Source organism: Streptomyces sp. NPDC046925, assembly GCF_040644915.1.
In the GTDB taxonomy this organism is placed as follows: domain Bacteria; phylum Actinomycetota; class Actinomycetes; order Streptomycetales; family Streptomycetaceae; genus Streptomyces.
The window spans coordinates 689,803-711,433 of the sequence record NZ_JBEYWZ010000001.1 but is presented as its reverse complement, the minus strand read 5'-3'; the positions used below and the strand labels follow the sequence as shown (position 1 = coordinate 711,433).

15 protein-coding genes and 1 pseudogene are annotated in these 21,631 nt (G+C 70.1%); 9 read left to right on the top strand and 7 right to left on the bottom strand.

Features of this window, described 5'->3' with window-relative positions; all coding sequences use genetic code 11:
- Positions 1-5 precede the first annotated feature (5 nt).
- Positions 6-1,448, bottom strand: coding sequence for an MFS transporter (locus ABZ906_RS02980; RefSeq protein ID WP_361378031.1), 1,443 nt, complete (start codon positions 1,446-1,448; stop codon positions 6-8).
- A gap of 227 nt (positions 1,449-1,675) precedes the next feature.
- Between ABZ906_RS02980 and ABZ906_RS02975 the strand changes: the two are divergent.
- A pseudogene (locus tag ABZ906_RS02975) lies at positions 1,676-2,539 on the top strand (LysR family transcriptional regulator); the annotation flags it as partial.
- A gap of 26 nt (positions 2,540-2,565) precedes the next feature.
- Here ABZ906_RS02975 and ABZ906_RS02970 read toward each other — a convergent pair.
- From ABZ906_RS02970 to ABZ906_RS02950, 5 genes are all read right to left on the bottom strand, one after another.
- Positions 2,566-3,504, bottom strand: coding sequence for a tellurite resistance/C4-dicarboxylate transporter family protein (locus tag ABZ906_RS02970; protein WP_361376589.1), 939 nt, complete (start codon positions 3,502-3,504; stop codon positions 2,566-2,568).
- A gap of 100 nt (positions 3,505-3,604) precedes the next feature.
- The gene (locus ABZ906_RS02965) at positions 3,605-4,324 is read right to left on the bottom strand and encodes a class I SAM-dependent methyltransferase (RefSeq protein ID WP_361198051.1); all 720 of its coding nucleotides are present in this window, start codon (positions 4,322-4,324) and stop codon (positions 3,605-3,607) included.
- A gap of 149 nt (positions 4,325-4,473) precedes the next feature.
- Positions 4,474-6,927: a SpoIIE family protein phosphatase gene (locus tag ABZ906_RS02960; RefSeq protein ID WP_361376586.1), complete on the bottom strand. Its 2,454-nt coding sequence runs from the start codon at positions 6,925-6,927 to the stop codon at positions 4,474-4,476.
- A gap of 175 nt (positions 6,928-7,102) precedes the next feature.
- The gene (locus ABZ906_RS02955) at positions 7,103-9,517 is read right to left on the bottom strand and encodes an MFS transporter (RefSeq protein ID WP_361376583.1); all 2,415 of its coding nucleotides are present in this window, start codon (positions 9,515-9,517) and stop codon (positions 7,103-7,105) included.
- A gap of 242 nt (positions 9,518-9,759) precedes the next feature.
- On the bottom strand, positions 9,760-10,203 hold the full coding sequence (locus ABZ906_RS02950) for an SRPBCC family protein (protein WP_361198041.1): 444 nt from the start codon (positions 10,201-10,203) through the stop codon (positions 9,760-9,762).
- Positions 10,204-10,359: 156 nt separating this feature from the next.
- On the opposite strand from ABZ906_RS02950, the gene ABZ906_RS02945 reads away from it, so the two are divergent.
- On the top strand, positions 10,360-11,406 hold the full coding sequence (locus ABZ906_RS02945; RefSeq protein WP_361376580.1) for an Rv2578c family radical SAM protein: 1,047 nt from the start codon (positions 10,360-10,362) through the stop codon (positions 11,404-11,406).
- Positions 11,407-11,418: 12 nt separating this feature from the next.
- Here ABZ906_RS02945 and ABZ906_RS02940 read toward each other — a convergent pair whose 3' ends face one another.
- On the bottom strand, positions 11,419-11,988 hold the full coding sequence (locus ABZ906_RS02940) for an adenylosuccinate lyase (protein WP_361376577.1): 570 nt from the start codon (positions 11,986-11,988) through the stop codon (positions 11,419-11,421).
- A gap of 344 nt (positions 11,989-12,332) precedes the next feature.
- Between ABZ906_RS02940 and ABZ906_RS02935 the strand changes: the two genes are divergently transcribed.
- The 7 genes from ABZ906_RS02935 (at position 12,333) to ABZ906_RS02905 (ending at position 21,519) form a co-directional block, all read left to right on the top strand.
- A complete protein-coding gene (locus tag ABZ906_RS02935) occupies positions 12,333-14,114 on the top strand; it encodes a 3-hydroxyacyl-CoA dehydrogenase family protein (RefSeq protein WP_361376574.1) in 1,782 nt (593 codons plus the stop codon).
- A gap of 124 nt (positions 14,115-14,238) precedes the next feature.
- The gene (locus ABZ906_RS02930; RefSeq protein WP_361376571.1) at positions 14,239-15,051 is read left to right on the top strand and encodes a TetR family transcriptional regulator; all 813 of its coding nucleotides are present in this window, start codon (positions 14,239-14,241) and stop codon (positions 15,049-15,051) included.
- Between the two features lie 401 nt (positions 15,052-15,452).
- Positions 15,453-16,790, top strand: a complete 1,338-nt coding sequence (gene ccrA / locus ABZ906_RS02925; protein WP_361198023.1) for a crotonyl-CoA carboxylase/reductase — start codon at positions 15,453-15,455, stop codon at positions 16,788-16,790.
- Positions 16,791-16,807: 17 nt separating this feature from the next.
- Complete coding sequence (locus ABZ906_RS02920) at positions 16,808-18,835, top strand: methylmalonyl-CoA mutase family protein (protein WP_361198020.1); 2,028 nt, start codon at positions 16,808-16,810, stop codon at positions 18,833-18,835.
- Positions 18,832-19,797: a CoA ester lyase gene (locus tag ABZ906_RS02915; protein WP_361198017.1), complete on the top strand. Its 966-nt coding sequence runs from the start codon at positions 18,832-18,834 to the stop codon at positions 19,795-19,797. The genes ABZ906_RS02920 and ABZ906_RS02915 overlap by 4 nt, the downstream gene beginning before the upstream one ends.
- A gap of 1 nt (position 19,798) precedes the next feature.
- Positions 19,799-20,311, top strand: coding sequence for a MaoC family dehydratase (locus tag ABZ906_RS02910; protein ID WP_361376568.1), 513 nt, complete (start codon positions 19,799-19,801; stop codon positions 20,309-20,311).
- Positions 20,312-20,313: 2 nt separating this feature from the next.
- Positions 20,314-21,519, top strand: a complete 1,206-nt coding sequence (locus tag ABZ906_RS02905) for an acyl-CoA dehydrogenase family protein (RefSeq protein ID WP_361198011.1) — start codon at positions 20,314-20,316, stop codon at positions 21,517-21,519.
- Positions 21,520-21,631: the final 112 nt, after the last annotated feature.

Sequence of the window (21,631 nt, the reverse complement as noted above, 5' to 3'; positions counted from 1 at the left end):
CCGCCTCACGCTACGCGTTCGCCCACTCCTGGACCAGATCCGCCTGCCATCGCGTCGCGTGCCGCCGCGTCCCCCTCTCCCGTCGTCCCGGCGCCGGACGCCGCCACCGTGCCGCGCCTCGAACGGAGCCCGACGGCGCTGATCCCGGCGGCGAGCAGGGCCGCCGCGAGCGGGACCCACAGGGCCGCGCGGTAGCCGTCGAGGAGGTCCGCCGGTGAACTCGACGCGGTGGCCCAGACGTTGACGGCGGACGCCGCGGAGAGACCGAGTGCCGCGCCGAACTGGAAGGCGGTGTAGAGCAGCCCGCCGGCCAGTCCCTGCTCCTCCTCCTTGACGCCCTCGGTGGCGACGATGGTGAGGGGTCCGTAGGTGAGGGCGAAGGCGAGGCCGAGGATGATCAGGCTCGGGAACATGGCCGGATACGTCCAGTCGGAGCCGACCGGCAGGAACAGGGCGTAGGAGAGCGCGGCGAGCAGCAGACCGCCGAAGATCGCCCTGGCGTTGCCGAGGCGCCGCACGATCCAGGGCGTGACGGTGGGCGAGAGGACCGCGTCGATCCCGATGACGATCATCGCGAGGCTGGTCTGGAGGGTGGACCAGCCGCGCAGCTCCTGGAGGTAGAGAACGACCAGGAACTGGAACCCGAAGAAGCTGCCCGCGAAGAACAGTCCCGCGAGGTTGGCGCGGACCAGGGCTCCGCTGCGGAAGATCCCCGGGCGTACGAGGGGCGAGGCGGCGCGGCGCTCGACGGTGACGAAGACGGCGAGCAGGGCGAGGCCCGCGGCCAGGGTGCCGGTGGTGGCGGCGGCGCTCGCGTGGGAGGCGCGTTCCACGCCGAGGACGAGCAGCACGATCGCGGCGGTGACCGACACGGCGCCCGTCAGGTCGACGCTCTGCCCGGTGCGGTCGGGGCGCGGGGAGCGGGGCACAAAGGCGAGCGCGGCGGCCAGGATCAGGGCGGAGAGCACGACGGGCACGAAGAAGACCCAGCGCCAGCCGAACGCGGTGAGCAGACCGCCCACGACCAGGCCGATCGAGAAGCCGCCCGCCGCGGTGCCGGAGTAGATGAGCAGCGCCTTGTTGCGGCGCGGGCCCTCTTCGAAGCCGGTGGTGATGATGGAGAGGCCCGCGGGGGTCATGAAGGCCGCGGCGACGCCGGTGACGAAGCGGGCGACGATCAGCGTCCAGCCCTCGGTGGCGAAGCCGCCGAGACCGGAGAAGACCAGAAAGACGGAGAGCCAGAAGACGAACATCCGGCGGCGCCCGAAGAGGTCGGCGGCACGGCCGCCGAGCAGCATGAAGCCCCCGTATCCGAGGACGTAGGCGCTCATGACCCACTGCAGGGACCCGGTGGAAAGACCGAGGTCGGCGCGGATGGCCGGCATCGCCACGTTGAGCATGGCCACGTCGATGCCTTCGAGGAAGATCGCGCCGCACAGGACGAGCAGGACGCCCCACTCGCGGGGCTTGAAGGAGACCGGAGAGGCGCTCCGCGCCCCGGCCGATGATTCTGTCTGCGCACTCGAACTCACGTCAGTTCTCCGCCTGTTGACCGAAACGGCCGGGGATTTCCCGGCTCACTCACCCTCGATCAGGGCGCGGGGACGGAACAACGGCGAAGATCGCAACGTTCGTTCAACCAGGTTTACCGATCCGAGCAGGCCGGGGGACGTCGATGGAACGCGATGAACTGGAGTGCTTTCTGCTGCTCGCCGAGGAGCTGCACTTCGGCCGCACGGCCGAGCGCATGCGGCTGTCCCGTGCCAGGGTGAGCCAGCTCATCCAGCGCACGGAGCGCCGCGTCGGCGCCCCGCTCTTCGTCCGTACGAGCCGCCGGGTCGACCTCACCGCGCTCGGCCGTCAGCTCCGCGCCGACCTGGAACCGCACCACCGGGCCATCGACGCCGCGGTCGAGCGGGCCGCGGCCACCGCGCGCGGCATCGACGGCGTGCTGCACGTCGGCTTCGGCAATCCGCTGGCGGGCGAGATCGTGCTGCGGGCGACGGAGGCACTGCGCGTCAGCCATCCGGGGCTCGCGGTGGAGATCTGCGAGGTGCCGCTGGGTGATCCGTACGGGCAGTTGCGCAAGGGCGAGTTCGACGTGCAGCTCACGGAGTTCCCGGTGCGCGAGGAGGATCTCGGGGGCGGGCCCGAGCTCCTCGCGGAGCCACGCGTGCTCGCGATCGCCTCGTCGCATCCGCTGGCCGTACGGGACGCGGTGTCGCTCGATGATCTGGCCGATGTGCCGCTCCTGCCGATCGAGGGGCAGGTGCCCGACTACTGGCTGGAGCACCACGCCCCGTCCCGCACCCCGTCCGGCAGGCCGATCGGCCGCGGTCCCGCGGTGACGAACATGCAGGAGGCGCTGATGCTGGTGGCGGGCGGCAGGGGCGCGTTCCTGGCTCCCGCGCACACAGGGACGTACTTCGCCAGGCCCGGCGTCGCGTACGTCCCCTTCACCGACGCCGAGCCGGTGGGCTACGGCCTGGTGTGGCGGGCCGGCCACGGCACCGGGGCCGTGCGGACCTTCGCGCGGACCGCCGGTGAGGCGGCCCGTGACGTGGCTCAGGGGGACGCGCGGCGAGCGGCGCCCGCCGCGACCACCACCCAGACCGCGAGCGCGGGCCACAGCAGCACCTTCCCGCAGGTCCAGAGGGCGGGGACGGCCGCGGCCGTGGAGACGGAGAGCGCGGCGACCGCGGTCATGCCGAGGGGGAAGACGGTGGCCCAGCGGCGGACGTCGTAGCGCGGGCGCGGCCATCGCACTTCGCAGCCGACGAGCACCGCGTACCAGGCGAAGGCGAGGCCGAGCGCGGCCAGGGTGACGATCCGCAGGGCGTCGTGGGCCGGGGTGGCCCACCGCAGCGGACCGTCCGGCACCGCGGCGGCGACCAGCTTCGATCCGGCCAGGGCGGAGATGGCCATGGCCCCGGCGATGATCCAGTGGTCGCCCCGCCCGGTGGCGAGCTGACGGAAGTCGAAGCGGCTGAGCACGACGGCGTACAGGACGAGACCCACGAAGAAGAAGACCAGGGCAGGCCACATCAGCCACGCCTGCCGGTCCGCGACGGCCACGGTGGAGGCCAGGACGACGACGGCCTGGGTGGCCACGCACACCAGATAGGCGGCGCCCGGCACCTTGCTCTGCCAGTGGCGGATCACGTGGGACATCAGCAGCGGCCAGAGCAGCGCGCTGAGGCAGAGCAGGGCCACGGACACGGCCTGGTGCCCGAGCAGGGAGAGCCGGGTGCCGAGTACCGCCGTGGCGGCGACGGCGGTCAGGGCGGGCGGGGTGTCGATCTCACGCAGCCAGCGGTCCCGTTCGGCCAGCAGATGCCGTACGAAAACGGCGGCGAGGAACACCCAGGCCAGCAGCGCGAGGCCGAGCAGCGCCAGCGACGCCCGCTCCGCGCCGGTCAGATGCAGGCCGACGGAGAGCACGGTGGTGGCCATGACCACGGACCCCGCGGCAGGCGGCACCGCATCCGCCCAGCTCATCCGCATGGCGCGACTCCATCGGCGTACAGACCCCTGCCCGAGATCCTGACACGACGCACTGCTCCCGGCATGTCGGTCACGAAGGGCCGGCGTCGTGATCGTCACGTCACCGGCCCAGTACCAGCCACTTCGACGGGAGTTCGATGCGGCTGCCGTCGGGGGTGAACTCGGTGGTGATGAGGGGTAGTTCGCCCGCGGCGACGATCGTGAGCCCGGCCGCCGCCACGTACCGCGGTACCGCCGCGTCCGCGACCTCGCCCGGCGCGATGCCGTGCGCGAAGACGGGCGCCAGCTTCGGCGGCGGGCCCTGCGGGCTGCGGGCAAGGCCCCGTAAGACCGTCCCCGCGGCCTCGGCGAGCTCGACGACGAATGCTCTGCCGCGCTCGCCGACCAGCGCCGCGATGCCCTCGACGAGCGGCCCGCGGTCGTCGGGATCGCACTGGTGGAGCACCCCGCGCATATAGACGTTCACGTCGCCGAGTTCCGCGTGCAGTTGCTCGGCCTCGGATCTCTCCGCGGCGTCGACCTGCCGGAACTCGACCTGCTCCGCCGGATCGGCGCGGCGCGCGTGCGCGAGGGCGGCGGCGGACAGGTCGACGCCCAGGACGCGCAGATAGCGGTCGGCGAGGAACCGGGTCTGGGTGCCGTTGCCGCAGCCGACGTCCACGACGGGGAGCCCGGCGGCCGTCATGTGCGGTTCGAAGAGGGCGAGATGGATGCCGACGGTGAGCGCGGGCTCGGCGTCCCAGAAGACGGCCCCCGGTTCCTCCGGGGCTTCCCGCCAGAACCCTTCCCACGCCTCCTTGTACCGACTCGTGACGCTCATGCCCAGCTCCCCAGGGTGCGACGACGACCGCCGCCGAAGCCGACGGCAAGATCGGTCTACCGCGCGCGGGGTGCACGGACAAGTCACCGGCGCGAGCATTCACCGCGACTTCCGCGCGCGCCCGCCCGGCGCGCGCACCCCGAGCCCCCTCAGACCCTCCCCGCGCGGGACGGCGCGAGTTCGAACCACACGGTCTTGCCCGAGGACGTACGGCTGGTCCCCCACTCCTTGGCGAGCACGCTGACGATCCGCAGGCCGCGCCCGAACTCGTCGCCGGGACCCGCGTTCAGGAGCGTCGGCAGGGTGTGGTCCTCGTCCTCGACCTCGCAGATCAGCGTGGCCCCGGAGCGGACCATACGGAGCCCGACGCCGCCCCCGCGCGAGTGCCGTACGGCATTGGTGACGAGCTCGCCGACCAGGAGCTCGGCGGTCTCGGACCGGTCCTCGCGCGACCAGGCGATCAGCTGGCCGCGCACCAGGTCGCGGGCCCTGCTCACCTCGCTCGGATCGAGCGCGAGCCGCCAGGTCGCGACGTCCTCCTGTGCCACGCCGTTCAGGCGTGCCATCAGGAGCGCCACGTCGTCCTTGCGTCCGCCGCGCCCCGCGTCAGCAAATGTCACGGCGAGCGCCCGGATGATGGTGTCGCAGGCGTGGTCCATGGAGGCCGCGGGGTGCGCCGCGGACTCGGTGAGCGTGGCGAGGCCGACGCCGATGTCCTCGCCGCGCACCTCGACCAGGCCGTCGGTGCACATCAGGAGCCGGTCGCCGGGCGCCACACGGACGGTGACCGCCTCGAAGGGCACACCTCCGACGCCGATCGGCGCCCCGGTCGGCAGGTCCAGGAGCTCGCTGCGGCCGTCGTCGGCGCGGACCAGGACGGGCGGGATGTGTCCCGCGTTGGCCAGGTGCAGCTCGTTCGCGATGGGGTCGTAGACCGCGTAGAGGCAGGTCGCCAGGTAGTGCTCGCCGAGCCGCTGCGCCAGGTCGTCGAGGTTGCGCAGGAGCTGCGCGGGCGGCAGGTCGAGGGCCGCCATGGTCTGCACGGCAGTGCGCAACTGGCCCATCATGGCTGCGGAGTTGAGGCCGTGTCCCATCACGTCGCCGACGACGAGCGCCGTGCGCGATCCGGGCAGCTTCACGGAGTCGAACCAGTCGCCGCCGACCCGGCCGAGCAGCGTGCCCGGCAGATAGCGCGTGGCGATGTCGCAGCCGGTCATGCGGGGTTCGATGTGCGGCAGCATGCTGTCCTGGAGGGTGTCGGCGACACTCTCCTGGTAGGTGTACATGCGGGCGTTGTCGAGCACGAGGCCCGCGCGTGCGGCCAGTTCGGCGCCGGTGACGCGGTCCATGTCGTTGAAGACGGCCCGCTCCCGGTGGCGCAGCAGGATCATGAATCCGAGCACCACATTGCGGGCCTTCAGGGGCACGACGAGCATCGAGCGGTGGTTGATGAGCGGGCGGATGTCGCGCTTCTCGAACTGCGAGGCGATCGCGTTGCCCATCTCCTCGGTGATGCGCGGCACGAGGACCGGATCGCCCGAGGTCATGCACTGGAAGAACGGCGTGTGCGACGGGAACGGCATGGATTCGCCGACGGGCACGACGTCGTCCCAGCGGCCCGGCTCGTCCGTGTGCTCCACGGCGACCCGGTGCCACATCGTCGTCTCGTCCGGCGGGCCCTCGGGGAAACCCTCCCCCGCGATGACCTGTTCGCGCAGATAGGTGCCCGCCACGTCGGTGAAGCGCGGCACCACGGCCCTGCTGACCTCGACGATCGTCCGGGAGAGGTCGAGCGAGGAGCCGATGCGCCCGCTGACCTCGTTCAGGAACTCCAGGTGTTCGCGGACCGCCGCGTATTCGAGGTCCTGGCCCTCGTCGTGCGCGTCCGGTTCGGGCGTGCCGCCTTCGGCGGCGGCCTGCTCGGCGCGCAGCCTGCGGGCCTTGCGCTCGGCGCGCCGGGGCACGCCCCAGTCGGGGGTGACGGGCACGCGGTCGTACTTGCTGAACTCCATGACGGGGTAGCCCAGTTCGAGGATCTGCGCCACGATGCGGGAGCTCTCGCCCACGCTCATGCTGGGCAGGATCTCGGGAAGCCGGCGCGCCAACTCGTCCGCTCCGGGGAAGTCCGTGTGCAGGGCGAACCCCGGTGTGATGCGCTCGACCCGGCCCGGATCCCGGCCCTCCTCGTCGGCGAGGTGTTCGGCGTCGGCCGCGAGCACGAGCAGCCGCTCGGGTCCGGGGCCGACGAGCGGATACGCCCACCACAGGACGTCCACGCGGTGCTGGTCGCCGCCGGGCACGGAGAGCCGCGCGCGCCCGGCCGCGGGGTACGAGATGCCTCCGTCGAGGGAGGTCTCCAGGTCGGGCCCCAAGCCGTCGTACACACCGAAGTTCGTGTGGTCCTCGGGGATCGCGCCGGAGACCGGGAGCAGGTCGGCCGCCGGGCTTCCGACGGCTTCTTCCCTGGAGTACCCGAAGAGTTTCCGTGCGCCGGTGCTCCAGTGCGAGACGGAACCCGCCCCGTCGACGACGACCACGGCGAGCGGGATCCGGCCGGCCATGGCAGGCTGCGCCACCGGCCCGCCCGGGCTGCCGTATTCCATGGCGAACGCTCCTTCCGGCGGCGCCGCGAACGCCCTGCGCCGCCCCCGACCACCGTACGACCGGCGCAGGTTGCCGTGCGGTGCAATAAGGGAATTGAACGGCACGGGAGCGCTTCCGGCCGGTATCTTGCGCTGCCCCGCCGCACCACGCCCCCGCCGCCCGTCACACGGGGCTCTAGTCCTCGTGCCCCAGCTGGAGATCCCGCTCCGTGCGCCCGCCGCCCGCGACCTGGAGCACGGTGGCGACCGGCGGGTAGCCCGCGGCGATGACCGTGTACTCGCCGGACGACAGGTCGATGAACCGGAAGGTGCCGTCCTGACCGGTGGTGAGGGTGTCCACGACGTTGCCCGCAGCGTCGAGCAGCGTCACGCGCGCGTCCTCCACGGGGCGCCCGCCGCTGGCCCGCACGGTCCCGCGCAGGACGGCGCCGCCCGCGAGCTCGACGTCCTGGCGGGTCTCGCGGGACGCCTGCACCGAGACGGGCAGGGCGGCGGGGCGGAAGGCGGGGGCGCTGGCGGCGAGGGTGTACTCGCCGGCCACCAGCTCGGTGATGACGTAGCCGCCCTCGCGCCCGCTGCGGGTGCTCGCGACGACCTCGCCGCGTACGTCGGTGAGGGTCACCGCGGCGTCCCTGACCGGGGTCCCGTCGGCGGTGACCACGCTGCCCGCAAGGCGCCCGGCGCCGCCGAGCACCACGTCGAGCTCGACCGGCCGCTCCCCGACGGTGACGGTGACCGCCTGCGGCTGGTGGCCGCCCGCGGCCGCGATCAGGACGAACGATCCCGAGCCCGGCGTGGAGAGCGCGTACCGCCCGTCGTCGCCGCTCGCGCCGCGGCCGATCTGCTGCCCGCCGACATCGATGAGGGTCAGTGCGGCGCGGGGCACCACGGTGCCGTCGGGGTGCTGCACGGTGCCGCACACGGGCACCCCGGCTGCGTACGAGGCACGGGCCTGCGGGACGGTCGCGGGCTCGGCCGTGGGGGCGTCCTGGGACGCTGCTGCACTGGACAACAGGGGTGTCTCCTTGAGGAAGAAGGTGATCAGCATGCCGAGCACGAGCACCGGCACCAGGTAGAGGAAGATGCGCGGCATCGCGTCGGCGTACGCCTGGATGTAGCCGTCGCGCAGCGGTGCGGGCATCGCGTGGACGAGCTGCGGGGTGATGGCCTCGGGGTCGGGGAGGCCCGCCGAGGCCGGGATGCGGTCGGTGAGCGAGTCCGCGAGCCGGTCGGCGAAGAGCGTGCCGAAGATCGCGGCGCCGACGCTGCCGCCGATCTGCCGGAAGTAGTTGTTGGCGCTGGTGGCGGTGCCGAGGTCGGCGGGGCGCACCGCGTTCTGCACGGCGAGGATCAGCACCGGCATGACGAGGCCGACGCCCGCGCCGAGTACGGCCATCCAGATGCTGTAGTGCAGCCGGGGTGTGTCGACTTCGAGCCGGGAGAGCAGGTACATGCCGATGACGGAGAGGATGCCGCCGATGACCGGGTAGATCTTGTAGCGCCCGGTGTGGCTGATGAGCTGCCCGGAGAGGATCGAGGCGCCGACGACGCCGCCCATCATCGGCAGCATGAGCAGTCCGGACTCGGTGGCGCTCGCCCCGTCGACCATCTGGAGGAAGGTCGGCAGATAGCTGGCGGCCCCGAAGAGCGCGACCCCGACGACCATGCCCACGACGGCGGTGACGTTGAAGACCGAGTCGCGGAACAGGCGCAGCGGGATGATCGGTTCTGCGGCGAAGCGTTCGGCGACGACGAAGAGCACGACGGAGACGACGGCCCCGGCCGCGAGCCCCAGGATGACGCGCGAGCCCCACGCGTACTCGGTCCCGCCCCAACTGGTCAGCAGGACCAGGCAGGTGGACGCGGAAGTGAGCAACAGCGCGCCGATGACGTCGAGTCGGGCCTTGGCGGTGGGCTTGGGCAGCTTGAGAACGAAGCTGACGACGGCGAGGGTGACGAGCCCGAAGGGCACGTTGAAGTAGAAGCACCAGCGCCAGGTCACGTGGTCGGTGAAGAACCCGCCGAGCAGGGGTCCCGCGACCGACGCGAGGCCGAAGGCGGCACCGATGAGGCCCATGTAGCGGCCGCGTTCCCGGGGCGGCACGATGTCCGCGATGATCGCCTGTACGCCGATCATGAGGCCGCCCGCGCCGATGCCCTGGATGGCGCGGAAGGCGATGAGCTGGTCCATCGTCCGCGACCAACCGGCAAGCGCGGAGCCGACGATGAAGATGATGATCGCGAACTGGAAGACGCCCTTGCGCCCGAAGAGGTCGCCGAGCTTGCCGTAGATGGGCAGGCCGACCGTGGACGTCAGGAGGTAGGCGGTGATCGCCCAGGACATCTTGTCCAGGCCGTGCAGCTCACCGACGATCTTCGGGAGCGCGGTGGCGACGATCATCTGCTCGAGGGCGGCGAGCAGCAGCGCGAGCATGAGCCCGACGAAGACCATCCGGACGCGGGCGGGACTGAGTCCCTCGGTCGCCGATCCGTGCTGCCCGGGCGGTGGCGGCTCACGGGGGCCGTCGGGCGCCACGACCGCCACCGGATCCCCCAGTTCGGCGTCCTTCACCAGCGTCGTACCGCCCACGTCCTGCTCCCCTCGTCGCACCTGCGCCGCACATTTCTCGCATTACGCGACAACTGCGAGCAAGCGCGACGAGTCGCCCCTGCGCGGGGTCCGGCACACGTATGCGCCGGTGGGAGCCCTACGCCGTACAACTGGCCCGAACAGAAAACCACTCGAAACGGTGAGCGTGACAACAACCCTGTTGGGCTACCGGAGTTGAGGGCCGGTCAGGTACGGCCCTGCTTCGCCGGTCAGGCGCGGTCCTACTTCTCGACCTGCCCCGCGAGCTTGCCGAGCACCTCGTCGTAGATGCGCCCGAGGCCCTTGGGGGCGAAGGTCTTCTCGAAGAAGCCGCCGATGCCGCCCGCGCCGTTCCACACGGTGGAGACGACCACGCGCGCCTTGCCCTCACCGGCCGGGGTCACGGTCCAGGTGGTGACCATGGAGGAGTTGCGGTCCTTCTCGACGAGCTGTCCGTCGGTCGGCTCGGTGACCTCGAGGAGGCAGTCGCGGATGCGCTTGCTGGTCGCCTGGAGCTTCCAGTGGACGAGCGTCCCGTCGCCGTCGCCGCCCTCGCGCACCTCGTACTCGCTGAAGTGCTCCGACAGGATCTTCGGGCGCACGTTCGCGTAGTCGGCGAGTGCGTCGAAGACGTCCTCCGGCCGCGCCGCGATGATCCGCTCCGTGGTCGCCTCGACCTGCGCCATGGCACTTCCTCCAGCACTCGGTTGTTCGGGGTGTGGTTCGCGGAAAGCCAACCACCCTGCGTACCGGGCCCTCAAATCGGGGTCACCGGGGTACCGGGTCGCGCGATCAAGGGAACGTATGTTCTATTCTGTGGTCAGTGCTACCGAGGAGGCGTCATGCGCTGGGAGAACCTCGCCGACGGTCCGGCACGGGGTGTCGCGGATGCCGCGCTGTTCGGCGCGGACGCGGTCACGACCCGGACCTTCGACACACCCGAATTCGCGGGAATCACCTTCCACGAGATCCGGGCGAGAACGATCGTGAACCGGGTGCCGGGAGCGTCGCGCATGCCGTTCGAGTGGACGGTCAATCCCTATCGGGGCTGCTCGCACGCGTGCGTCTACTGCTTCGCGCGCAAGACGCACAGCTATCTGGACCTGGACACGGGGCTGGGCTTCGACAGCCAGATCGTGGTCAAGGTCAACGCCCCCGATCTGCTGCGCCGCCAACTCGCCTCGCCCCGCTGGCACGGCGAGCACATCGCGATGGGCACGAACGTCGACTGCTATCAGCGGGCCGAGGGGCGCTACCGCCTGATGCCCGGCATCATCGCCGCCCTGCGCGATCACGCGAACCCCTTCTCCATCCTCACCAAGGGCACGCTGATCCTGCGCGACCTCGACCTGCTCAAACAGGCAGCCGCCGTCACGGACGTCGGGATCTCCGTGTCCGTCGGCTTCGTCGACCAGGAGCTGTGGCGCACCGTGGAGCCGGGCACGCCCGCTCCGGAACGGCGCCTCGACGCCGTACGGACACTGACCGAGCACGGCATCGGGTGCGGTGTGCTGATGGCGCCCGTGATCCCGTTCCTCGGGGACAGGCCCGAGCAGCTGCGGGCGACCGTGCGGGCCGTCGCCGCCTCGGGGGCCACCTCCGTGACACCCCTCGTGCTGCATCTGCGGCCCGGCGCGCGCGAGTGGTTCATGGCCTGGCTGGAGCGGCACCACCCGTATCTGGTGCGGCGCTACGAGCGGCTGTACGCGGAAGGGGCCTACGCGCCCAAGTGGTACCAGCGCCGCATCACCCGGCAAGTCCACGAACTGGCCGAGGAGTTCGGCATCGGGCCCGCACGCGCGGGCGCCTCCCGCCGCATCCGCGTACCGGAGCAGGCCGGGCCTGCCGCAACCGCCGCACCGGGCGGCACCCAGCTCACCCTGCTGTGAAGGGCCGCGAGGTCAGGCGGGCAGCCGGGCCAGGGCCGCGGACGCCGCCGCCGCGAACCGCGGGAAACCGCACGCCTGCGTCAGGACGGGCCTGGCCCGCGGGTCCCCCAGCGCCCCCAGGCCCTCCACACAGGCCAGCGCGATCTTCCCGTACGGATCGTGCGGGGCGAGCCTGCGCCCCAGCGTGGTGATGAGCGCGGGCGCCGATTCGGGCGCGCGCAGTTCGGTGAGCAGACGCACCGGGTGCAGGGCGTAGGCAATCCGCAGCTCATTGGTGGCCAGGGCGGCTGCCGCGCGTGCCGTACGCGGGTCGCGCAGCCTGGCCAGGGCGTAGGCGGCGGCAGCGCACCGCGAGGGATCCCGGTGGTTCAGAAGCAGCACCAGGGCCTCGAAGGCCCGGCGGTCCCCCGCAGTGCCGAGCCTGACCGCCGCCAGTTCCCGGGCCCACAGAGGCTGGCCCGCACCGACGAGCACCTCCGCGAGTTCCTCCACATCGCCGGTCGCGACCAGCCTCTCGTAACTCTCCGAGACCCCTGCCTCGCGGCGTAAGCGTTCCGTCACCGTGCGCAACTCCACGTCCATGCGGGGAGCCTATCCGCGATGCAGATCACAAACCCCGGGGACTGGCGCGCTCGTTACTCGCCGGTTAATCTCATGTGAGCGGGGCACACTCCTCGTCAGCAGTTTTCTACCTCGCAGCGGCCTGGTGACGCAGCCGGTGCGAGTGCTTGTCGGTTCGGTGCTCCGAGCACCTCAGCTCCACCCAGTACGACGCGGCTTCGGGACAGAGCCGGTCGACTCCTCACGGGCGTGCGCCTTCCGCCGCCCGGTCACGACACGCAGCAGCTCCCCCTCCGTACGCCGCGCCGCCGTCGCCGCGCACCGCGTGCGCCCCTCAGTCGTCACTCACTTCCTGGAGTCCACCCATGGACACTCCCTTGAACACCGTCGCCGTGATCGGTCTCGGCACGATGGGCACCGGCATCGCCGAGGTCCTGGCCCGCGCGGGACGCGAGGTCATCGGCATCGACATCAGCGAGGCCGCGGGCGCCCAGGCGGTGTCGGCCATCGAGTCGTCGACCGCGCGAGCCGTGCGCCGTGCGCAGCTCACCGAGGACGAGCGGCGTGACGCGCTCGCCCGCATCCGTACGTTCACCGACCTCCAGGCCGCGGCCGACGCCGACCTGGTGATCGAGGTCGCCCCGGAGTCGTACGAGATCAAGCAGCAGCTCATCCGCGAACTCGACGCCGTCGTGCGCCCCGAGACGATCATCGCGACCGGCACGAACGCGCTGTCCGTGACCCGGCTGGCCGCCGAGTCTGCGCGCCCCGAGCGGGTGCTCGGCCTGCACTTCTTCAACCCGGCACCCGCGATGAAGCTGGTCGAGGTGGTCTCCTCCGTGCTGACCGCCCCCGCGGCGGTCGCCTCCGTCACCGACCTGGCGTACGCGCTCGGCAAGGAGCCCGTCGCGGTCGGCGACCGGCCCGGCTTCGTCGCCGACGGCCTGCTCTTCGGCTACCTCAACCAGGCAGCGGCGATGTACGAGGCGAAGTACGCGTCCCGCGAGGACATCGACGCCGCGATGCGACTGGGCTGCGGTCTGCCGATGGGCCCGCTCGCCCTGCTCGACCTGATCGGCGTCGACACCGCCCGCACGGTCCTGGACGCGATGTACTCCGAGTCGCACGACCGGCTTCACGCGCCCGCCCCGATCCTCAAGCAGCTCAGCGAGGCGGGCCTGACCGGCCGCAAGTCGGGGCGCGGCTTCTACTCGTACGAGCAGCCGGGCAGTTCGACCGTCGTGCGCGATGCGCTGACCCCGCCGCAGGACGGCCGGCAGAACGGCGGGCGCACGATCCGCTCGGTCGGTGTGGCGGGCTCCGGGACCATGGCGTCGGGCATCGCCGAGGTGTTCGCCAAGGCCGGTTACGACGTGGTGCTCGCCGCGCGCAGCGAGGAGAAGGCCGAGAAGGCCAAGTCCCGTATCGGCAAGTCGCTTTCGCGCTCCGTCGACAAGGGGCGGATGACGGCGGAGACCGCGGCCAAGACCCTGGACCGGATCACTCCGGCGGGCACGTACGACGCGTTCGCCGACGTCGATCTGGCCCTGGAGGCGGTCGCCGAGGACCTGGAGATCAAGCAGCAGCTGTTCGCGGCCTTCGACAAGGTGTGCAAGCCGGGCGCGATCCTGGCGACCACCACCTCGTCGCTGCCGGTCGTCGCCTGCGCCCGCGCCACCTCGCGTCCCGGTGACGTGATCGGCATGCACTTCTTCAATCCGGCGCCGGCCATGAAGCTGGTCGAGGTGGTCCGCACGGTCCTCACGGACGACGACGTGCACGCGACGGTGCGTCAGGTCTGCGCGACCATCAAGAAGCACCCGGTGGACTGCGGCGACCGCGCGGGCTTCATCGTGAACGCGCTCCTGTTCCCCTACCTCAACAACGCGGTCAAGATGGTCCAGGAGCACTACGCGACGCTCGACGACATCGACGCCGCGATGAAGCTCGGCGGCGGCTACCCCATGGGCCCCTTCGAGCTCCTGGACGTCGTCGGCCTGGATGTCTCGCTCGCCATCGAGAAGGTCCTGCACCGCGAGTTCCGCGACCCGGGCCTCGCCCCCGCACCGCTGCTCGAACACCTGGTGGCCGCGGGCTGCCTCGGCCGCAAGACCGGCCGCGGCTTCCGCGAATATGCGCGGCGGTAGGCCGGAATCGGACGGCGGCGCACCTGAGGAAAGACCGCGCGCGTACTGGGGCGGGCTGCTCGAACCATCGGGCGGCCCCGTCCCGCGGGAGCACTCGGCTGCGCATATGCAGTACGTTCGGGTCATGCCCAAGGCCGCCAAGTCCTCACGTACGCCCGCTACGCCCGCTACGCCCGACGCTCCCGAGAGCGCGGCCGGCAGCCGCGCCGCCGCCCAACGGCTCAAGATGCGCCGGGAACTGGCGGCGGCCGCGATGGAGCTCTTCGCGTCCAAGGGGTACGAGGCGACGACGGTCGACGAGATCGCCGCGCAGGCCGGCGTCGCCCGCCGGACCTTCTTCCGGCACTTCCGCTCCAAGGAAGAGGCGATCTTCCCGGACCACGACGACACGCTGATCCGGGCGGAGGCGGTCCTGAACGCGGCGCCGCCGCACGAGCACCCGCTGGACACGGTGTGCCGGGGCATCAAGGAAGTCATGAAGATGTACGCGGCATCGCCCGCCGTGTCCGTCGAGCGCTACCGCCTGACGCGCGAGGTGCCCACACTGCGCGAGCGCGAGATCGCCTCGGTGGCCCGCTATGAGCGGCTCTTCACGCGCTATCTCCTGGGCCACTTCGACGAGCAGGCCCACCACGACGGCAACGACGACCCGCTGCTCGCCGAGGTCGCGGCGTCGGCGGTGGTGACCGCGCACAACCACGTGCTGCGGCGCTGGCTGCGTGCGGGCGGCCAGGGCGACGTGGAGGCCCAATTGGACCATGCCTTCGCCATCGTCCGCAGGACCTTCGGTTCGGGCATCGGGGCGGGCCGTGACACCACGACGGCTCCGGCCGCGTCGGTGAGCACGGGTGGCGATGTGCTGGTCACCGTGGCCCGTACGGACGCACCGCTGGACGAGATCATGCGGACGATCGAGAAGGCGTTGCGGGAGCAGTAGATTCCGTTTTCGCCACTTTCGTCCTGGGCTTTTGAGGGGGCGCTACCCACGGGTAGCGCCCCCTCTAGCATGCCGCCACACCCCCTGACCTGCACTGATCGATCATCCATCAAAAATTCATGGCACTCAGTGTCTTGCTCACTGGCACGCGGTGTCATACGTTGATGTTGTCCGGGCGGCCGGCGTGCAGAGAACCTTCGTACGCCGGCTGTCCCCGCAAGCCACGGCTCGTGTGCCCGGACGCCTGCGTCACAGGCAACCTCCCGCGCCACACCAAGCGCTGCCGAGCAACACCCTTCGCCGAACCGACGGCACACCCTCACAAGCACCAGCAGCACCCGACGTAACCCTCAAGAGCGTGATCCCCTCAAAGGGGGCCGCACTTCGCCGGAGGCAAAACCGTGAAGGAAATCCTGGACGCGATCCAGTCGCCGGACTCCACGTCCGCCGACTTCGCCGCTCTCCCCCTGCCCGACTCGTACCGCGCGATCACCGTGCACAAGGACGAGGCGGAGATGTTCGCGGGCCTGGAGACCCGCGACAAGGACCCCCGCAAGTCGATCCACCTGGACGACGTGCCGGTCCCCGAACTCGGCCCTGGCGAGGCCCTGGTGGCCGTGATGGCCTCCTCGGTCAACTACAACTCCGTGTGGACCTCGATCTTCGAGCCGGTCTCCACCTTCAGCTTCCTGGAGCGCTACGGCCGGCTGAGCGAGCTCACCAAGCGCCACGACCTGCCGTACCACATCATCGGCTCCGACCTCGCGGGCGTCGTGCTGCGCACCGGCCCCGGCGTGAACGCCTGGAACCCCGGTGACGAGGTCGTCGCGCACTGTCTCTCGGTCGAGCTGGAGTCCTCGGACGGCCACAACGACACGATGCTCGACCCCGAGCAGCGCATCTGGGGCTTCGAGACCAACTTCGGCGGCCTCGCCGAGATCGCCCTGGTCAAGTCCAACCAGCTCATGCCCAAGCCGGACCACCTGAGCTGGGAGGAGGCCGCTTCGCCCGGCCTGGTGAACTCCACCGCCTACCGCCAGCTCGTCTCGCGCAACGGCGCCGGCATGAAGCAGGGCGACAACGTCCTGATCTGGGGCGCGAGCGGCGGGCTCGGCAGTTACGCCACCCAGTTCGCCCTGGCCGGCGGCGCCAACCCCATCTGTGTCGTCTCCAGCCCGGAGAAGGCCGCCATCTGCGAGGCCATGGGCGCCGAGGCGGTCATCGACCGCAACGCCGAGGGCTACAAGTTCTGGAAGAACGAGCACGAGCAGGACCCCCGCGAGTGGAAGCGCTTCGGCAAGCGCATCCGCGAGCTGACCGGCGGCGAGGACGTCGACATCGTCTTCGAGCACCCGGGCCGCGAGACCTTCGGCGCCTCGGTCTACGTCACCCGCAAGGGCGGCACGATCGTCACCTGTGCCTCGACCTCGGGCTACCACCACGAGTACGACAACCGCTACCTGTGGATGTCCCTGAAGCGGATCGTGGGCTCGCACTTCGCCAACTACCGCGAAGCCTGGGAGGCCAACCGGCTGATCGCCAAGGGCAAGATCCACCCCACCCTCTCCCGGGTCTACTCCCTGGAGGACACCGGCCAGGCCGCCTACGACGTGCACCGCAACCTCCACCAGGGCAAGGTCGGCGTCCTCGCCCTCGCGCCCCGGGAAGGCCTGGGCGTGCGCGACCCGGAGATGCGGGCCAAGCACGTCGACGCGATCAACCGCTTCCGGAACGTCTGAGGACTGAGGGTTCGCACATGACAGAGCGTCAGAAGGACCGGCCGTGGCTCATGCGGACCTATGCCGGTCACTCCACGGCCGAGGCGTCCAACGAGCTGTACCGTCGCAACCTCGCCAAGGGTCAGACGGGCCTCTCGGTCGCGTTCGACCTGCCCACGCAGACGGGCTACGACCCGGACCACATCCTCGCCCGCGGCGAGGTCGGCCGGGTCGGGGTCCCCGTCTCGCACGTCGGCGACATGCGGCGTCTTTTCCAGGACATCCCCCTGGACCAGATGAACACCTCGATGACGATCAACGCCACGGCCATGTGGCTCCTGGCGCTCTATCAGGTGGTCGCGGAGGAGCAGGGCGTGGACATCACGCGGCTCCAGGGGACGACGCAGAACGACATCGTCAAGGAGTACCTCTCGCGCGGGACGCACGTCTTCCCGCCGGGGCCCTCCCTCCGCCTGACCACCGACATGATCACGTACACGGTGGCGAACATCCCCAAGTGGAACCCCATCAACATCTGCAGCTACCACCTGCAGGAGGCCGGGGCCACTCCGGTGCAGGAGATCGCCTACGCGATGTCCACCGCCGTCGCCGTGCTCGACGCCGTGCGCGACTCGGGGCAGGTGCCCCCGGAGAAGTTCGGTGACGTCGTCGCCCGCATCTCCTTCTTCGTGAACGCGGGCGTCCGCTTCATCGAGGAGATGTGCAAGATGCGGGCGTTCGGCCGCATCTGGGACCGCATCACGCGCGAGCGGTACGGCATCACCGACCCCAAGCAGCGCCGCTTCCGCTACGGCGTGCAGGTCAACTCGCTGGGCCTGACCGAGGCGCAGCCCGAGAACAACGTCCAGCGCATCGTCCTGGAGATGCTGGCCGTCACGCTCTCCAAGGACGCACGCGCGCGTGCCGTGCAGCTGCCCGCCTGGAACGAGGCCCTGGGGCTGCCCCGGCCGTGGGACCAGCAGTGGTCGCTGCGCATCCAGCAGGTGCTCGCCCTGGAGAGCGATCTCCTGGAGTACGAGGACATCTTCGCGGGCTCGCACGTCATCGAGGCCAAGGTGGACTCCCTCGTCGAGGAGTCGCTCGCCGAGATCGACCGCATCGAACAGATGGGCGGCGCGATGGCCGCCGTCGAGTCCGGCTACCTGAAGTCGCAGCTGGTCTCCTCGCACGCCGAGCGCAGGGCACGCATCGAGTCGGGCGACGAGAAGATCGTCGGCGTCAACGCCTACGAGTCCACCGAGCCGAACCCGCTCACCGCCGACCTGGACACCGCGATCATGACGGTCGACCCGGCCGTGGAGAACCGCGTCGTGAAGGCCCTGGGGACCTGGCGCGACACGCGCTACCAGCCGCCGTTCAACCACCCGCGGCCCTGCAAGGCCCTGGAGAAGCTCAAGGAGGTCGCCGCGGGCACCGGCAACCTCATGGAAGCCACCCTGGAGTGCGCACGCGCCGGTGTGACGACCGGAGAGTGGGCCGGGGCCCTGCGGGAGGTCTTCGGGGAGTTCCGGGCACCCACGGGCGTCTCCAGCGCCCCGGTGGCCGTCACCGCGGAAGCGGGCACGCCGCTCGCCCTGGTCCGGGACAAGGTCGCACGGACCGCCGCCGACCTCGGCACCGGAAAGCTGCGCTTCCTGGTCGGCAAGCCGGGCCTGGACGGGCACTCCAACGGGGCCGAGCAGATCGCGGTGCGTGCGCGTGACGCCGGCTTCGAGGTGGTCTACCAGGGCATCAGGCTCACCCCCGAGCAGATCGTCGACGCCGCCCTGGCCGAGGACGTGCACGCCGTGGGCCTCTCGATCCTCTCCGGCTCCCACGCGCAGCTCGTGCCCGACGTGCTCGTGCGGCTGCGTGAGGCGGGCGCGCCCGACATCCCCGTCATCGCGGGCGGCATCATCCCCAACAGCGACGCCGAGGACCTGAAGGCGGCGGGTGTCGCCGCCGTTTTCACCCCCAAGGACTTCGGTATCACCGAGATCATCGGCCGTATCGTCGACGAGATCCGGAAAGCGAACAAGCTCGACCCTCTGGAGGTCCCCGCATGACCGCGCCCATCAACCGCCTTCGTCCGCGCCGCTCCTGTCTCGCGGTACCGGGTTCGAACCCGCGCTTCCTGGAGAAGGCCCAGGGCCTGCCCGCCGACCAGGTCTTCCTGGACCTGGAGGACGCCTGCGCGCCGCTGGCCAAGCCGGAGGCCAGGCACACCATCGTCAAGTTCCTCAACGAGGGCGACTGGACGGGCAAGACGCGGGTCGTGCGCGTCAACGACTGGACGACCGAGTGGACGTACCGCGACGTCGTCACGGTCGTCGAGGGCGCGGGCCAGAACCTCGACTGCATCATGCTGCCGAAGGTGCAGAGCGCCGACCAGGTCGTCGCTCTCGACTTCCTGCTCACGCAGATCGAGAAGACGATGGGCTTCGAGGTCGGCAAGATCGGCATCGAGGCGCAGATCGAGAACGCGCAGGGCCTCAACAACGTCAACGCGATCGCCGAGGCATCGCCGCGCGTGGAGACCATCATCTTCGGCCCGGCCGACTTCATGGCGTCCATCAACATGAAGTCCCTGGTCGTCGGCGAGCAGCCGCCCGGCTACCCGGCCGACGCCTACCACTTCATCCTGATGAAGATCCTGATGGCGGCGCGCGCCAACAACCTCCAGGCGATCGACGGCCCCTACCTCCAGATCAAGAACGTCGACGGCTACCGCGAGGTCGCGAACCGTGCCGCGGCCCTCGGCTTCGACGGCAAGTGGGTGCTGCACCCCGGCCAGGTCGAGGCGGCCAACGAGGTCTTCTCGCCCTCCCAGGAGGACTTCGACCACGCCGAGCTGATCCTGGACGCGTACGACTACTGCACCTCCGAGGCGGGCGGCAAGAAGGGCTCCGCGATGCTGGGCGACGAGATGATCGACGAGGCCAGCCGCAAGATGGCGCTCGTCATCTCGGGCAAGGGCCGGGCCGCGGGCATGACCCGTACCTCCAAGTTCGAGATCCCGGAGGCCTGACATGCAGTTCGGCCGCACCTACGAAGAGTTCACCGTCGGGGACGTCTACAAGCACTGGCCCGGAAAGACGGTCACCGAGTACGACGACCACCTCTTCTGCCTCCTGACGATGAACCACCACCCCCTCCACATGGACAGCAACTATGCGGAGAAGACGACGGACTTCGGGAAGAACGTCGTCGTGGGGAACTACATCTACTCGCTGCTTCTGGGCATGTCCGTGCCGGACGTCTCGGGCAAGGCGATCGCCAACCTGGAGGTGGAGTCGCTCAAGCACGTGGCGCCGACCTTCCACGGCGACACGATCTACGGCGAGACCACGGTCCTGGACAAGAAGCCGTCGAAGTCCAAGTCGGACCGCGGGATCGTCCACGTGGAGACCAAGGGCTACAAGCAGGACGGCACGCTGGTCTGCGTGTTCCGCCGCAAGGTGATGGTCCCCACCGAGACGTACATCAAGGAGCGCGGCGGCGAGCAGCCCGGCCGCCCGGAACTCGAGCAGCAGGAGAAGTAGCCATGAGCCGACTCGCGCAGACCGCAGGTCTCACGGACATCCAGCAGGAGATCCTCTCCACCGTCCGGGACTTCGTCGACAAGGAGATCATCCCTGTCGCCACGGAGCTCGAGCACCGCGACGAGTACCCGCAAGCGATCGTCGACGGTCTCAAGGAGTTGGGCCTCTTCGGACTGATGATCCCGGAGGAGTACGGCGGTCTGGGCGAGTCGCTGCTCACGTACGCCCTGTGCGTCGAGGAAATAGCGCGTGGCTGGATGTCGGTCTCCGGCATCATCAACACCCACTTCATCGTGGCCTACATGCTCAAGCAGCACGGGACACAGGAGCAGAAGGACACCTTCCTGCCGCGCATGGCGGCCGGCGAGGTGCGCGGCGCGTTCTCCATGTCGGAGCCGGGGCTCGGCTCGGACGTGTCGGCGATCACGTCCAAGGGCGTCAAGGACGGCGACGAGTACGTCCTCGACGGTCAGAAGATGTGGCTCACGAACGGCGGAACGTCGACGCTGGTCGCCGTCCTGTGCCGGAGTGACGAAGGACACCCCGAGGGCACGGCGCCCCACAAGTCGATGACGACCTTCCTCGTCGAGAAGGAGCCCGGTTTCGGTGAGGTCCGCCCCGGCCTCACCATCCCCGGCAAGATCGACAAGATGGGTTACAAGGGCGTCGACACGACCGAACTCGTCATGAACGGGCTACGAATTCCGGCCAATCGCGTGCTCGGCGGGGAAACCGGTCGCGGTTTTTACCAAATGATGGACGGCGTCGAAGTCGGTCGGGTAAATGTCGCGGCGCGTGGCTGCGGTGTCGCTCAGCGTGCATTTGAGCTCGGTGTCTCGTATGCCCAGCAACGTCACACTTTCGGCAAGGCGATCGCTCAGCACCAGGCGATCCAGTTCAAGCTGGCCGAGATGGCTACCAAGGTCGAGGCCGCACATGCGATGATGGTGAATGCAGCACGCAAAAAGGACTCCGGGGAACGAAACGACCTCGAAGCAGGGATGGCGAAGTACCTCGCCTCCGAATACTGCAAAGAAGTCGTAGAGGACGCGTTCCGGATTCATGGCGGTTACGGCTTCTCCAAGGAGTATGAGATCGAGCGCCTGTACCGTGAGGCTCCGATGCTGTTGATCGGCGAAGGTACCGCCGAGATCCAGAAGATGATCATTGGACGCCGACTGCTCGAAGAGTATCGACTCCAGGGCTAAATGCCCGCTTTGGGGCGGTTTCGTCGAGAAGAAGGTCACACCCTGTCAGCAGTCTTCGGCCGTCGACTCCGCTTCCTGGCTTGCCCAGTTGTGGCTCGCAACCGATACCATC

Bases quoted from the DNA above. Each gene is read 5' to 3' on its own strand.
- ABZ906_RS02940 (WP_361376577.1), bottom strand. From the start codon at position 11,988: ATGGACGTGGAGTTGCGCACGGTGACGGAACGCTTACGCCGCGAGGCA.
- ABZ906_RS02930 (WP_361376571.1), top strand. From the start codon at position 14,239: ATGCCCAAGGCCGCCAAGTCCTCACGTACGCCCGCTACGCCCGCTACG.
- ABZ906_RS02970 (WP_361376589.1), bottom strand. From the start codon at position 3,504: ATGCGGATGAGCTGGGCGGATGCGGTGCCGCCTGCCGCGGGGTCCGTG.
- ABZ906_RS02960 (WP_361376586.1), bottom strand. From the start codon at position 6,927: ATGGAATACGGCAGCCCGGGCGGGCCGGTGGCGCAGCCTGCCATGGCC.
- ABZ906_RS02910 (WP_361376568.1), top strand. From the start codon at position 19,799: ATGCAGTTCGGCCGCACCTACGAAGAGTTCACCGTCGGGGACGTCTAC.
- ABZ906_RS02950 (WP_361198041.1), bottom strand. From the start codon at position 10,203: ATGGCGCAGGTCGAGGCGACCACGGAGCGGATCATCGCGGCGCGGCCG.
- ABZ906_RS02920 (WP_361198020.1), top strand. From the start codon at position 16,808: ATGACAGAGCGTCAGAAGGACCGGCCGTGGCTCATGCGGACCTATGCC.
- ABZ906_RS02935 (WP_361376574.1), top strand. From the start codon at position 12,333: ATGGACACTCCCTTGAACACCGTCGCCGTGATCGGTCTCGGCACGATG.
- ABZ906_RS02945 (WP_361376580.1), top strand. From the start codon at position 10,360: ATGCGCTGGGAGAACCTCGCCGACGGTCCGGCACGGGGTGTCGCGGAT.
- ABZ906_RS02905 (WP_361198011.1), top strand. From the start codon at position 20,314: ATGAGCCGACTCGCGCAGACCGCAGGTCTCACGGACATCCAGCAGGAG.
- ABZ906_RS02965 (WP_361198051.1), bottom strand. From the start codon at position 4,324: ATGAGCGTCACGAGTCGGTACAAGGAGGCGTGGGAAGGGTTCTGGCGG.
- ABZ906_RS02915 (WP_361198017.1), top strand. From the start codon at position 18,832: ATGACCGCGCCCATCAACCGCCTTCGTCCGCGCCGCTCCTGTCTCGCG.